Origin of the sequence: Oceanicola sp. 22II-s10i (assembly GCF_002210105.1) — a bacterium.
Taxonomy (GTDB): domain Bacteria; phylum Pseudomonadota; class Alphaproteobacteria; order Rhodobacterales; family Rhodobacteraceae; genus Pseudooceanicola.
The window spans coordinates 1,531,286-1,544,557 of sequence record NZ_AQQU01000001.1; the positions used below are offsets into that span (position 1 = coordinate 1,531,286).

11 protein-coding genes are annotated in these 13,272 nt (G+C 66.9%); 6 read left to right on the top strand and 5 right to left on the bottom strand.

All coding sequences use genetic code 11. From position 1 onward, the window contains the following. Positions 1 to 35: 35 nt before the first annotated feature. From ATO6_RS07645 to ATO6_RS07660, 4 genes are read right to left on the bottom strand one after another with little or no spacing between them, the layout of a single operon-like run. Positions 36 to 1,496, bottom strand: coding sequence for a patatin-like phospholipase family protein (locus tag ATO6_RS07645; protein ID WP_088623286.1), 1,461 nt, complete (start codon positions 1,494 to 1,496; stop codon positions 36 to 38). Between the two features lie 14 nt (positions 1,497 to 1,510). Next, positions 1,511 to 2,878 carry an ATP-binding protein gene (locus tag ATO6_RS07650; protein ID WP_088623287.1) on the bottom strand — a complete coding sequence of 456 codons (1,368 nt, stop codon included), beginning with the start codon at positions 2,876 to 2,878 and terminating at the stop codon, positions 1,511 to 1,513. Then, positions 2,875 to 3,582 carry a response regulator transcription factor gene (locus ATO6_RS07655; RefSeq protein WP_088623288.1) on the bottom strand — a complete coding sequence of 236 codons (708 nt, stop codon included), beginning with the start codon at positions 3,580 to 3,582 and terminating at the stop codon, positions 2,875 to 2,877. The genes ATO6_RS07650 and ATO6_RS07655 overlap by 4 nt, the downstream gene beginning before the upstream one ends. A 21-nt stretch (positions 3,583 to 3,603) precedes the next feature. Then, complete coding sequence (locus ATO6_RS07660) at positions 3,604 to 4,938, bottom strand: S1C family serine protease (RefSeq protein WP_088623289.1); 1,335 nt, start codon at positions 4,936 to 4,938, stop codon at positions 3,604 to 3,606. Between the two features lie 111 nt (positions 4,939 to 5,049). Here ATO6_RS07660 and ATO6_RS07665 point away from each other — a divergent pair, with 111 nt between their 5' ends. Continuing rightward, positions 5,050 to 5,763: a hypothetical protein gene (locus tag ATO6_RS07665; protein WP_088623290.1), complete on the top strand. Its 714-nt coding sequence runs from the start codon at positions 5,050 to 5,052 to the stop codon at positions 5,761 to 5,763. A 10-nt stretch (positions 5,764 to 5,773) separates the two neighbouring features. Continuing rightward, entirely contained in the window at positions 5,774 to 7,912 is a 2,139-nt protein-coding gene (locus ATO6_RS07670; RefSeq protein ID WP_088623291.1) for a caspase family protein, read from the top strand. A 30-nt stretch (positions 7,913 to 7,942) separates the two neighbouring features. Here ATO6_RS07670 and ATO6_RS07675 read toward each other — a convergent pair whose 3' ends face one another. Next, positions 7,943 to 8,557: a TetR/AcrR family transcriptional regulator gene (locus tag ATO6_RS07675; protein WP_088623292.1), complete on the bottom strand. Its 615-nt coding sequence runs from the start codon at positions 8,555 to 8,557 to the stop codon at positions 7,943 to 7,945. A gap of 253 nt (positions 8,558 to 8,810) precedes the next feature. Between ATO6_RS07675 and dctP (ATO6_RS07680) the strand changes: the two genes are divergently transcribed. The 4 genes from dctP (ATO6_RS07680) (at position 8,811) to ATO6_RS07695 (ending at position 13,100) form a co-directional block, all read left to right on the top strand. Beyond that, complete coding sequence (dctP, locus tag ATO6_RS07680) at positions 8,811 to 9,848, top strand: TRAP transporter substrate-binding protein DctP (RefSeq protein ID WP_088623293.1); 1,038 nt, start codon at positions 8,811 to 8,813, stop codon at positions 9,846 to 9,848. A gap of 182 nt (positions 9,849 to 10,030) precedes the next feature. Then, positions 10,031 to 11,074, top strand: a complete 1,044-nt coding sequence (gene dctP, locus ATO6_RS07685; protein ID WP_088623455.1) for a TRAP transporter substrate-binding protein DctP — start codon at positions 10,031 to 10,033, stop codon at positions 11,072 to 11,074. Positions 11,075 to 11,217: 143 nt separating this feature from the next. Then, a complete protein-coding gene (locus tag ATO6_RS07690; RefSeq protein ID WP_088623294.1) occupies positions 11,218 to 11,790 on the top strand; it encodes a TRAP transporter small permease subunit in 573 nt (190 codons plus the stop codon). Beyond that, positions 11,787 to 13,100 (top strand): TRAP transporter large permease subunit, encoded by a 1,314-nt coding sequence (locus ATO6_RS07695; RefSeq protein ID WP_088623295.1) that lies wholly within the window; start codon positions 11,787 to 11,789, stop codon positions 13,098 to 13,100. The genes ATO6_RS07690 and ATO6_RS07695 overlap by 4 nt, the downstream gene beginning before the upstream one ends. The last annotated feature ends 172 nt before the right edge of the window (positions 13,101 to 13,272 follow it).

Below are 13,272 nucleotides of genomic sequence, written 5' to 3' on the forward strand. Positions count from 1 at the left end.
AATCAAGGGAAACGGGGACATGACCGCAAATGTCATCAGTTGCTGACGGGTGTGATCCGTCTGGCCCCGGAAATATCCGGGCCAGCCCCCCCGTTCAGGGGGGTGCCGCCATACTGGCGGGTGCTGCGGAGGAAGCCGTTCAGCTCAGGGTTGTCTCGCGTGGCGTTCCTGCCGGCCTCGATGGCCAGGTCCACCTGATCGGTCGGCAGGGCGAGTCGGGTGGGGATCGCGTCGACCTGCTTCTGCATCGCGGGGGGCAGGGCGCGGATGGAAACTTCACCCGCGAAGAACTTCAGATCGCGGCAGTCCCATCCGGCGGCAGAGCCACGCAGGCGCCGGACCTCGGAGGCCGGAAGCGCGCAGCGATAGTCGACGAGGTCCGCCTGCCACTTGTCCAGTTGCAGCCGCATCGCATCGAACCCGGTGCGCGAGGCCGAGGCCATGGCCGAGGACGCGATCGCCATCGCCAGTTGCGCGCCGCCGGGGCCCTTCAGCCGCTCGGTCCACGTGTAGTCCTTCTGCACCCCGGCATTGGCGACGAGGAAGAGGAACCGGTTCATCCGCACCGCCTGCTGTGGCGTGAGCGGGGCGAAGGGCAATTGCGCCCGCGCCCGCTCCACCGCCAGCCCGGTGGTCCCGAAATTGTCGGTGATCCCGCCATCCAGCAGCTTGACGTAGCGCACCGGCTCGCCCCGCGCGTAGCTTTCCAGCGCGGCGGCGTGCGCCTTCATCGCCGCCGTCGCCTCGGGGTTGTAGCGGGCGGCGGTCAGCCAGTCGGGCTCGGTGTAGTTGCACTGGCCCGCGCGGGTTTCCAGCGTGATCGGGGCGAACACCATCGGGTAGGCGGCCGAGGCGGCGACGGCGTCGGCCAGCCGGTATTTCGACAGGTCCGAACAGAGCGCGTCGAAGGTTTCCGGCGCGAAGAGGAACGTCGTCTGGTTGGCCACGTCCGAGGCGTTGATCCACGTCTTGATCCGCGACCGGCGGGATAGGTCGCCGAACGTGGCCCCCTGAAACAGCGTCTCGTCCAGGAACCGCCCGAAGGTGTTGCGCCCGTTGGCCCCGCCCGAGATGCCGCGCACCAGCGTGACCGGGTTCAGGACCGAGGTCGCCATGTAGGCCTCGCCATTGCGGACGAGGTAGCGTTCGCGGAACCCCGGCAGGCCGCCCGCGCCGTTCAGCCCGAACCAGGCGGCGGTGACCGAGCCGCCCGAGACGCCGGTGACGAGGCGGACGTCCGACAGCATCCCGTCGGGGTCACTGGCCGAGGCGGTCGCCTCGCGCATCGCCTCCAGCATGCCGTAGGCGAAGGCCGAGGCGCGGGTGCCGCCGCCGGAAAAGGCGAGGCCGACCCACAGCTCGCCGTCGCCTGCCGGATCGCCGGCCACAAGCGGTGCGTTTGCATCGGCCGACAGGGGCGCGTTCTGCGGTGCGTTGACCACCGCACAGGCGGCAAGGGCGCAGGACAAGAGCGCGCCCGAAACAAATCTGAACATCCCCTAATCCCCGGTCAGGACCGGGGAAGCTTAGGCCAGGCGATGTCGATTCTGAAACCTTTATCGGAACTTGGCAGAGTCAGCTTGGCCCCGTGCCGGGTGGCGATGGCCTGCACCAGCGCAAGGCCGAGGCCATGGCCCGACGTCTCGCGATCCCGCGCGCTGCGGGTGAAGCGGTCGAACATCGTGGCGCGGATGTCCTCGGGCATGCCGGGGCCGGTATCGGCGAGGCTCAGGACGTGTCGGTCGCCGTCGACGGTGAGCGTGAGCGAGACAGCATCGCCGGGGGCGCAATACTTGATCGCGTTGTCGAGCAGGTTCGACACCAGTTGCGCGATAAGGTTGCGTTCGCCGAGGATCATCGCGTCCGGCGCGATGGCGGCACTGGCGGCAAGGCCCTTGTCCTCGGCCAGCGGCTCGTAGAGCTCGAACACCTCCGCCGCGATTTCCGACAGGTTCAGCGGCACGAGGCCGGGGCGCTGGCCCGACGCCGCCTCGGCGCCCGAGATGTCGAGCAGGCTGTCGAAGATGCGGATCGTGCCCGCCATGTCGGCGCGGATCGCCGCGACGGCCTCGTCCTGCCCCTCGATCCGGTCCAGCCGCTGGCGGATGCGGTTCAGGGGCGTCCTCAGCTCGTGCGCGATGTTGTCCGACAGCCGGTGCGTGGCACGGTTCAGCGCCTCGATCCGGTCGAGCATCGCGTTGAAATGCGTCTCCAGCGCGCCGAATTCGTCGCTGCCGCGCGGGTCGGGCAGGCGGGCGGACAGGTCGCCCTCGGCCACCCGGTCGGCCAGCGTGTTGACGCGGTGGATGCGGCCCACCACGGCGCGGGCGACCAGCCAGCCCGCGACCAGCGCCAGCGCCGACAGGCCCGCCGCGACCCACAGGATCGTGCCGCGCAGGTCCGCGAGGGTCTGCGTCACCGGCGCCTGCGAGCGCGCGGCCAGCAGGGGGAATCCGCCGGGCAGGTCCCGCGCAACGCCGCGATACTGGCCGCCGGGCAGATTGATGTCCTGCGCGGGCAGGGGGGCAAACATCTCGCCCGCCTTCGTCAGCCCCTCGGGCCATGCGGGCAGGTTGCCCGCCAGCGTCGTGCCGTTGCGGTCCTGCAGCAGGTAGAGGGCGGCGTCGGGCGGCGTGACGGCGGCACGGGCCTCGATCGCCTCGCGCAGGCCGGGGATGCGGCGCTGTTCGTAGAACTGGGCAAAGCCGGTCAGGTCCGCCGCCAGCACCTCGGCCTGCCGCGCCTCAAGCGCCTGCGCGGTGATGCGGTACTGCAGCGCCATGGCGGACAGCGACAGGGTGATGATCCCCGCCGCCACGATCAGCATCACGCGCAGGCTGGCCGACCGGGCCGGGGATCGGCGCGGGGGCAGGGTCACTCGGCGTGGTCTTTCTGCGGGTCGAAGACATAGCCGACGCCCCGGTCGGTGTGGATCACCGGATGACCCGCCGCCTGTTCCAGCTTGCGCCGCAGGCGGCCGACATGGACGTCGACGACGTTGGTCTGCGGGTCGAAATGCAGGTTCCAGACGTTCTCGAGCAGCTGCATCCGCGTCACCGTCTCGCCCGCGTTCCGCGCGAAATAGGTGATCAGCTCGAACTCCTTGGGGCTGACCGGGATATGCTGGTTGCGGACGTGGACGGTGCGGGCCTTGGTGCGGATCTGCAGCGGGCCGAAGGTGATCAGGTCGTTGTCCAGCACCGCCATGTCGTGCCGCCGCAGCAGCGCGCGCAGACGTGCGCGCAGTTCCTCGGCGTCGAATGGCTTGGCGAGGTAGTCGTCGGCGCCCTTCTCCAGCCCCTCGATCTTGTTCGACGCGCGGCCGAGCGCAGAGACGACCAGCACCAGCGCGGAGGATCCGGCGGCGCGGATCTTGGCGATGGCGTCGATGCCGTCGCCGCCGGGCAGCATCCGGTCGAAGACGATGACGCGGAATTCGGCGAGGCCGGCGGCCTTGAGCCCGTCCTCGTAGCTGCGCATCACGACGGGGTCGCAGTCGAGGTCGCGCACAGCTGCGGCGAGGGCGTCGGCGGCGACGGGATCGTCCTCGACGATCAGGATGCGGGTCTGGGGGGTGGTCATCGTGCTCTCCTCGCGCTCAGATCAGAACACCGACACGGCGGGGTCAAGGGCATTCGCGCCACCGATGGGCACGTTGGGCAGGACGTTGGTCCAGGGGTCCACGATCACGTGCAGGCTGCGGCCCGCCCGGTCGACGCGGATCACCAGCGCGCCGTCGATCTGCTGGGCGGCCAGCGTTTCGGGCGTGGCGGGCGCGCCGTTGACGGCGCGGATCACGTCGCCCTCGGCCAGACCGGCGCGGTAGGCGGGGCTGGACTTGGAGATGTCCTTCACGGTCGTGCCGCCGTCGGCGAACCAGACGCCGAGGCTGTCCCATGTGTAGGCCGTGACGCGTCCGATCATTCCGGCGGCGGGGGCAGACGTGCCCTGTATCGCGGGGGTGTCGGGGGTCAGGTCGAGGAGCAGCTGCATTTCGGCGCCGTTGCGGATGATCGTCAACTGCGCCTCGTCGCCCGCGATGGTCTCCAGCGCCCATGCGAGGTCCGCTGGCCGGGCGAGGGGATGCGCGTCGAGGGCCGTGAGGACATTGCCCGCCTCCACGCCCGAGCGCCATGCGAGGCTGCCGTGTTCCACGTCGTCGACAAGGATCGCACGGCCGTTCTTCAGCCCGAGCGCCTGCGCGATGCGCGGCGTGACGGGGCGGACGGTCAGGCCCAGCCGGACCACGGCGGGCAGGTCCCCGGCAACGAACCGCACGACCGTCGCGGCGGGGGTCGCATACGCGATCCCGGCGAACAGGCGCGACCCGTCCGCGATGCGGGTGTTGATGCCCACGACGTGGCCCGCAGCGTCGACCAGCGGCCCGCCGGACGAGCCGGGATTGATCGCCGCGTCGTGCTGGATCAGCGCCACCGGGATCGCCGGGTCGGTCTGGCGGTCCGGGGCCGAGACCATGCCGCCGGTCATCGAGAACTCCGTCTCCAGCGGCGCGCCGAAGGCAAGGACGGGCGCGCCGAGCGGCGGGCGGTCGGTGGCGGGCGGCAGGCCCGCGCCGAAATCGCCGCCGGGGAGCGCGATCAGGGCGAGGTCGCGCACCTTGTCGCGGGCGGTCACGCTGGCCGACACCCGCAGACCGTCGCGGTTGCGCAGGGCGACGCGGATGCGGTCCTTGACCACATGCGCGCTGGTGACGGCCACCGTCCCGTCGCCCCAGAGCGTCGCCGAGCCGAGGAACGCCGCATCCATGTCGTCGCTTTCCACCACCAGCGTCGCGGCCAGCGCGGTGTCCGCCACATCCGCGCGGCTGCCGGTCACCGAGGCGACCAGAACCACCAGCGCGGACATGAGCGGCACGAACAGCAGGAAGGGCCGGCGGGCGGCGCGGTGCGGCGTGTAGCGGATCGGTCGGTCGGTCATGGCGTGTCCCTCGAAAGTCTGGCCAATACGTAATGCCTGCCTCTGCCGGGTTCACATGACAAGTTCAGTCATGAAGGCCCGGGGCCCAGAATCCCTTTGAATCATTGAGAAATGGCGGACATTATCGACCCGACTGACAAGACCGAGGACATTTCGATCATGCGCATTTCCGCAGCCCTCACCGGCTTCTGCCTGGCCTTCCTGCCGCTGACGGCGGGGGCCGAGGCGATTTCCCCCGACATGGCCGGCGCGCCGCTGAGCGTCGTCAAGCGGGCCGAGATCTCCGCCCGCCTGTTCGACGCGGCGCTTCAGGACCGCGACCCGCTGCTGGCGCTGGCCGCCGCGCGGATGCGCCAGTCGGTGCTGGGGGCCGAGATCGAACGCGAGCCGGAACGCGACGGCCCCGCGCCGGAGGGCGAAGGCGAAGGCCCGGTCACGTGGGAGGACATGCTGGATACCGCGCTGGCCTTTGGCGGCGGCGATCCGTTCATCGAAGGCATCGCCGAGGACATGCTGGCGGTGCAGGCGCGCGGTGTGGTGTCGGGCAAGGTCTATTCGATCAGCCAGATCCGGGCGGGCGGCGCGGACACCTACAAGCCGCTGGAGTATGAAGGCAACGCCTATGCCGAGGTCTATATCGAGGGCGCCAGCGCCGCCGACCTGAATGTTCGCGTCTTTGACAGCGCCGGGCGGCTGGTCTGTTCCGACACCGACATATCGGCCATCGCCTATTGCGGCTGGCGTCCCGCCAAGAGCGAGGCGTTCACCGTCGTTGTCGAGAACAAGGGCGGCGGCGGCACGTCCTACACGCTGATCACCAACTGAGGGGACCTCGATGAAAACGCTCCGCCGCATCGGCCTCGTTTCCGTTCTTGCCCTGACCGCCGCGTGCCCGGCGCTGGCCAAGGAGGCGCATGCGCTGCTGATCGGCGCGTCGCAATACGTCAACCTCGACGAAAGCGCATGGCTGAACGGGCCGAAGAACGACGTCGACCTGGTCCGCAAGTACCTGCTCGCCAATCCGGTGATGAGCTTTGCGCCCGAGCGGGTTCATGTGCTGGCCGACGGGCTGGAAGGGGCCGAGGCCCCGACGCTGGCCGCGATCCGGGCGGGCTTTGCCGAACTGGCCGAGACGGTCGAGGCGGGCGATTTCGTCTATCTCCATTTCGCCGGTCACGGCACGCAGGCTCCGGCGCTCGACCCGTCGACGGAACTCGACGGGCTGGACGAACTGTTCCTGCCGGTCGACATCGGGCCGTGGAACGATACCGTCGGCACGGTCGAGAACGCGCTGATCGACGACGAGATCGGCCAGATGATCGACGCGATCCGGGCCAAGGGCGCGGATGTCTGGGTGGTGTTCGACAGCTGCCATTCCGGCACCGCCACCCGCGCCGCGCCGTCGGGTGACGACGAGGTGCGGCAGCGTCAGCTGAAGCCCGAGATGCTGAAGATCCCCGACAGCGCGATGGCCGAGGCCGAGAGCAAATCCCGCGGGATGCCGAAGGACGACCCGCGTGCGCGCCCTGCGCCTGCGGTCGAGGCGGGCGCGGAGGCCCCGGCCGAGGGCAAGGGCCAACTGGTCGCCTTCTTCGCGGCCCAGACGAACGAGACGACGCCCGAGAAGAACATGCCGCGTGGCCAGCCCGACCGGCGGCCGCAGGGCGTGTTCACCTACACGATTTTCGAAACGCTGGCCGAACGACCCGGCATCACCTATCGCCAGTTGGCGCAGGAGGTGCTGCGCAAGTACTCCGTCCTGAACCTCGCCCGCTCGACCCCGCTGTTCGAGGGCGATCTGGATCAGGCGGTGTTCGGCGAGGGCGGCGCCGGGCTGATCCTGCAATGGCAGGCCGCGCCCGAGGGCGATGGGCTGAAGGTGCCCGCCGGTACACTGCACGGGCTGCAGCAGGGCACGGTGATGGGGCTCTTCGCTTCGCCCGCCGATCCGGACGAGGCGATGCTGGCCGAATACCGCGTGACCGGGGCCACGACGTTCTCCGCCAGCGCGGCGGTCGAAGGGGCGGCACCGTCCGAGGTGCCGTCGGGCGCGGTTCTCAGGAAAATGTCGAACGGCATCGACTTTTCGCTGACCGTGGCGCTGCCCGAAGACGGCAGCGCGCCGGCCGAGGCGATGGCGGGCGCGGTGGCCCAGATGATGCGCGAACCGGCGATCGCGGCGCGGGTGTCCTTCGTCCCCGCCGGAACCGAGGGGGCCGACCTGCGGCTGGCGGTGATCCCCGACAGCCCGCGCCCCGATGCGATCTGGATCCTGCCCTCGACCGGGCTGGTCGATCCCGAGGAACTAGCCAGAACGCCCTCGGTTTCCACGGACGACAAGGATGCGGACGAACTGGCGGCGGTCATGGCCGACAGCTTCGCCACCATCGCCAAGGCGCTGAACCTGATGAAGGTCGGCGCGGCGACCGCCTCGGCCAGTCTGCCGGTGGATGCGGAACTGGTGACGGCCCGGTTCGACACGGTCAAGGAAGAGGTCGACCAGACCAGCCGACGGGCGGTCGAGGGCGCTGATGTGCCAAAGCTGGTGCCGGATGACGTGGTGGGCCTGCGGCTGACCAACAACGGCGAGACGCCGGTCGATTTCAACCTGCTCTACGTGGGGGCGGACTACTCGATCACCTTCATGGGCAACGGCAGGATGCAGCCGGGATCGGCGCTGGATGACGATTTCGTCCTGATCGCGCCGGAAAGCTTTGGCCGCGACCGGCTGATCGTGATCCTGACCCCGGTCAGCGGACAGTCGGGGACCGAGGATCTGTCGTTCCTCGAACAGAACCCGCTGGCGCTGACCCGCGCGGCGGGGCCGGGGCCCGAGGGGATCAAGGGGCTGCTGGACGAGGCCGGGTTCGGCCAGACGACGCGCGGCGCGGTCAGCCTGTCCAAGCGCAAGAAGGCGGACCCGGTGCCGGTGTTCCTGCAATACGAGATCGACACGGTGCCGGGCGGGACCTGACCCGCCCGCGTCCCGCAAAGGGCGTCTGGCTCAGGCCGGGCGCTGCACGATGCCGTTCATGAAGAGATCGAGGAAATGGGCCGAGACGTCGCTCGGCTTCATCGCGTCGTCTTCGGTGTGCCAGCGCAGGATCCAGTTCACCGCGCCGAGAAAGAAGTTGGACGTGATCCGCACGTCCAGTTTACGGACGGAGCCTTCGGCAATGGCCTTCTCGATCAGCATACGGGAGTAGCGGTCCAGATTGCGCCGGCGCTCCATCAGTTCCTGCTGCTGCTCGGCGGGCAGGGAACGGATATTGGCCATGGTCGTATAGGCCCCGCGTTCCTCCATCAGGTTCTCCATGAACCGGCGATAGAGTTCCTGCAGCTTTTCGAAAGCGGTGCCATTGAATTTCTCTGCTTCCAGCCGCGCATTCGCACCGCAGTCATAGGTGACCTTGATGCATTCGTAGAGCAGCTGCTCCTTGTTCTTGAAATAATAGTAGAGCGCGGTCTTGGTCACGCCGATCTCGTCCGCGATCTCGTCCAGCGAGGTGGCGTGGTAGCCTTTTTCGTTGAAGATCCGTGCAGCGACCCTGAGGGCGGCCCGACGTTTCAGTTCACGGATTTCTTCCCGCGACGCCACTGCGCCATTCCAGTTCGCCATATACTCTTACCCTTGCGGTCCAGGACTTGCGTCCGGGGCCATCTATTCGACCTGACGGACAATACAACAGGACTGAGCCCACCTTACAGATTTTTTCGCACTTGCAACACAAAGCTTACGCGCAAGTAAAATTGAGTTCCGGCCAGTCGATTTCCGCTGATTAGCACATACAAGTGATTGGCCCAAGCCGCCCTTGCCGGGTGACGCTGCGTCCGATCACCTCAGGGCTGGTGATTTTTGGGAGGATACGAAGATGACACAAGGTCGGATTTCCCGTCGTGCCGTTCTGCACGGTGCGGCGGTTTCCGCGGTTGCGGCGCCGGCGCTGGTCGGCAAGGCCATCGCGCAGGGCAAGGTGAACTGGCGGATGCAATCGCACGTCCCCAAGGCGTCGGGCTCGTTCAACGACAGCTATCTGGTGATCGCGGAAGAGCTGTCGCGCCGCACGGAGGGGGCGTTCACGCTCGAGGTGTTCGGTGACGGCGAGTTTGCCAAGGGCTCCGAGATCTACAACCTGATCCGCAAGGGCGTGGTGCCGATCGGCTCCTGCTCGCCCTCCTACTTCCAGGATCGGGCGCAGTCGGCGGCATTCAACTACGGCATTCCCGGCACGTTCCGCGAAAGCTGGGAGATGCAGCACCTCACCAAGAACCTCGGTCTGGAGGAACTGCTCGATTCCGAACTGCAGGAAGACGGTGTTCTCTACCGGGCCGAAAAGGTGATCCCGACCGAGATGGTCGTGTCGAAGCGGATCGAGAGTGCCGACGACTTCCGCGGGCTCAAGATCCGGTCCTCGGGCACCATGCTGGATTACCTCGCGGCCGCGGGCGCGGCGCCGCAGTTCATTCCGGGCTCCGAACTCTACCAGGCGCTGTCCTCGGGTGTGGTCGACGGCGCGCACTGGGGTGCGGCGATCGGGGCCAAGTCGATGTCGCTGTGGGAGGTCTGCAAATACCACGTCAAGCCGCCGCTCGGCCTGACCGGCGAAGGCCTGATCGTGAACCTTGCCGCCTTCGAAGACCTCGACGATGACATGCAGCAGATCCTGCTCGACATCATCGAATCGCGCTTCTGGCGGCGATCGGCGAGCTACCTGCACAAGGAAGCCATCGCGCTGGCCTCCGGCGTCGCCGAAAACGGGGTCGAGGTCATCAACCTGCCGCCCGACGTGTCCGAAATGCTGGTCAAGGCGTCTTCGGACATCCTGGCGAAAGAGGCGGAACGGGGCGAGGTCGCGACCAAGGCCGCGGACGCCTACACGACGCTGATGAAGGATCTCGGCTACGTCTGACCGCCATGCGGAATAAATTTTCGTTGAGGCCGCGTTCTGCGCGGCCTCGATTATTGACGCATGGGTAAAAAGCTGGTCTGGTCCGTGTTGCACCTTGCCTGCTGGCCAGTTGGGAGGGCCAACGGCATGTGCCAAAATAACAGTGGAACTTGATTCCACGTGTCATGACCAGGGAGGAAAACATGACCAGCAAATCCGGTAACATGAATCGGCGCGCCATGCTGCGCGGCGGTGCCGTCGCCGCGCTCGCGACCCCCGCGCTGATCGGCAAGGGCATCGCGCAGGGCAAGGTGACCTGGCGCGTCCAGTCGCACTGGCCCAAGGCCTCGGCATCCTTCGACGACAGCCTCGGCGTCCTGACCCAGCGGGTCACGGAACAGACCGAAGGCGCGTTCCAGTTCGAGCTTTTCGGCGCCGGCGAATTCGCCAAGGGTCCGGAAATCTACAACCTGATCCGCAAGGGCGTGGTCCCGATGGGCACCGCCTCGGCCTCCTACTTCCAGGAAAAGGCGCAGGCCGCGTCCTTCGTCTACGGCATCCCCGGCACGCTCCGCGAAAGCTGGGAACAGCAGTACGCCACCAAGCAGGGCGGGCTGGAAGCCATGGTCAACGAAGAGCTGGTGCCGGACGGCGTGATGCTCAAGTCCGACAAGGCCTATCCGACCGAATTCGTGCTGTCGAAGAAGATCGAAAGCGCCGCCGACTTCCAGGGCGTCAAGATCCGGTCCTCGGGCACGATGCTGGACTACCTGAAGGCCGCAGGCGCGGCGCCGCAGTACATTCCGGGTTCGGAACTGTATCAGGCGCTGTCGTCGGGTGTGGTCGACGGTGCGCACTGGGGTGCCGCGATCGGCGCCAAGTCGATGTCGCTGTGGGAGGTCTGCAAATACCACTACAAGCCGGCCCTGGGCTTCACCACCGACAGCTACCTGATGAACGTGCAGCAGTACGAGGATCTGGACGACGATCTGCGCGGCGTCCTGGACACCGCCTACGAAACCCGCTTCTACGAGCGGTCGTCGGAGTACCAGCTGGGCGAGGCGCAGGCGCTGTCCTGGGGTATCGCCGAGCAGGGCGTCGAGGTGATCCAGCTGCCGGACGACGTGCTGCAGATGCTGGCCGAAGCGTCCAAGAACATCCTCGAAACCGAGGGTCAGAAGGGTGAGATCGCGGCGCGCGCCGCCACCGTCTACACCGACCTGATGAAGGACCTCGGTTACGCGTAAGCAGTCCGACTGACGTTACCGGGCGGCACGTCCTGCGGGGGATGTGCCGCCCTCACCAGCAATTCGACCAGACAGTCGCGCGACCGGGGTGAGACGGCCGCGAACGCTCGCGTCTGGTCTCTCATACCGAAAAGGGTAGCCCGATGTTGCAGCTTGCTGGGGGCATAACACGCCTCAACAGGTTTATCGGAAAATGGGCGTCGCTCGCCGTCCTCATCCTCTTTGCTTTCCTGCTGGCCGACGTGGTCATGCGGTATCTCGTCGGTCAGCCGACCATCTGGACGGCGGAACTGGCCACGCTGATCTTCGGCGTCTACGCCATCATCGGCGGCGGCTTCCTTCTGGCCGAGCGCGGCCACGTCAATGTCGACATCATCTACGGCGCCTTCAGCCAGAAGCGTAAGGCGCTGATCGACATCATCACCTACCCGCTGTTCATCCTCTTCGTCGGCGTCCTGCTGTGGCAGGGCTGGGATATCGCGTCCGAGTCGATCGCGGATTCCGAGCGGTCCAACTCGATCTGGAAGCCATATCTCTGGCCCACCAAGATCTTCATCCCGATCGCCGCCATCCTCCTGCTGCTGCAGGGCATTGTGCGTCTTTGGTCGGATATCCGGGTGCTGCAGGGCAAGCCGATCCCGGACGAGATTTTCGGTGCGCCGGCCGCGGGTGAAACCGCCGCGACGCAGGCTGCCGCGGGGGAGATCCAGGAATGAGTGTCGAAATCCTTACGCTGCTGTTCTTCGGCAGCCTGCTGCTGTTCGTGATGCTGGGCACGCCGCTGGCCTTCGTGCTGGGCGGCATCTCGGTCGTGTTCCTCTACTTCGAAATGGGGCAGATCGGGTTCTACCTGCTGGCCTCCAAGATGTGGGAGTCAATGTCGAACCCGACATTGATGGCGATACCTCTCTTCGTCTTCATGGCGATCTTGCTAGAGAAGTCAGGGGTCGCGAACGACCTGTACGAGATGATGCACGTCTGGTTCGGCGGTCTGCGCGGCGGTCTGGCCATCGGCACCGTCCTGATCTGCGTGATCTTCGCGGCCATGTCGGGCATTTCCGGCGCGGCGGTCGTCACCATGGGCACCATCGCGCTGCCCAAGATGCTGGAGCGAGGTTACGATAAAAAGCTCGCCTTGGGGGCCATCAACGCCGGCGGCGGCTGGGGCATCCTGATCCCGCCGTCGATCCTGATGGTGCTCTATTCGCTGCTGACCGAGGTTTCGGTGGGTCGTCTCTTCGCCGCGGGCGTCGGGCCGGGTCTGACACTGTTCGTGCTGGTGTCGATCTATATCGGCGGCCGCTGCTTCCTGCAGCCGCACATGGGCCCCGCCCTGCCGATCGAGGAACGCGCCGGCTGGGGGCCGAAGCTGCGGTCGCTCAAGGCTGTGATCCTGCCGATCCTGATCGTGACCATCGTTCTGGGCGCGATCTTCGGCGGCTTCGCCACCCCGACCGAGGCGGCGGCCATCGGCGTGTTCGGCGCGATGTTCGCGACCACGGTGAACGGCCAGCTGAGCTGGTCTGTGATCCACGACGCATCCATCGCCACGCTGAAGCTGGCGGCACTGATCATGTGGATCCTGTTCGCGGCCCATGCTTTCTCGACCGCCTACACGGCGCTCGGGGCGCAGCACCTGATCCAGGACCTGATGGCCTATATTCCCGGCGGGAAATGGGGCGCGCTGTTCTTCATGCTGACGGTGCTGTTCTTCTTCGGGATGGTGCTGGACCCGGTCGGGATCATGCTGATCACGCTGCCGGTGTTCCTGCCGGTGGTGCGCGACGCGGGCTTCGACCCGATCTGGTTCGGCATCCTGTTCATCATCATGATGGAGGTGGGCTACATGACGCCACCCTTCGGCTTCAACCTGTTCTACCTCAAGGGCGTGGCCCCTCCGGGCGTGACCATGGGCGACATCTATTCGTCGGTCGTGCCCTACGTGATCGTGACCTTGCTTGGGGTGCTGCTGATCGTGCTCTTCCCGGGCATCGCGCTCTACCTGCCGAACCTGTTCTACGGCTAGGAGCAGGTCCCGCAGACTGAAAAATCGGGGGCCTGGCCGGTCCGGGCCCCCGACCGCAAGGGCAGTCAGAGCCCGAAAGCTTACTGATCCGAAAACTATTTTACTTGCGGGTCAAAAGTTTCCCGGTATCTTCCATGTTCTTGCTTAAACGCCCACGACAGATGCATCGCGC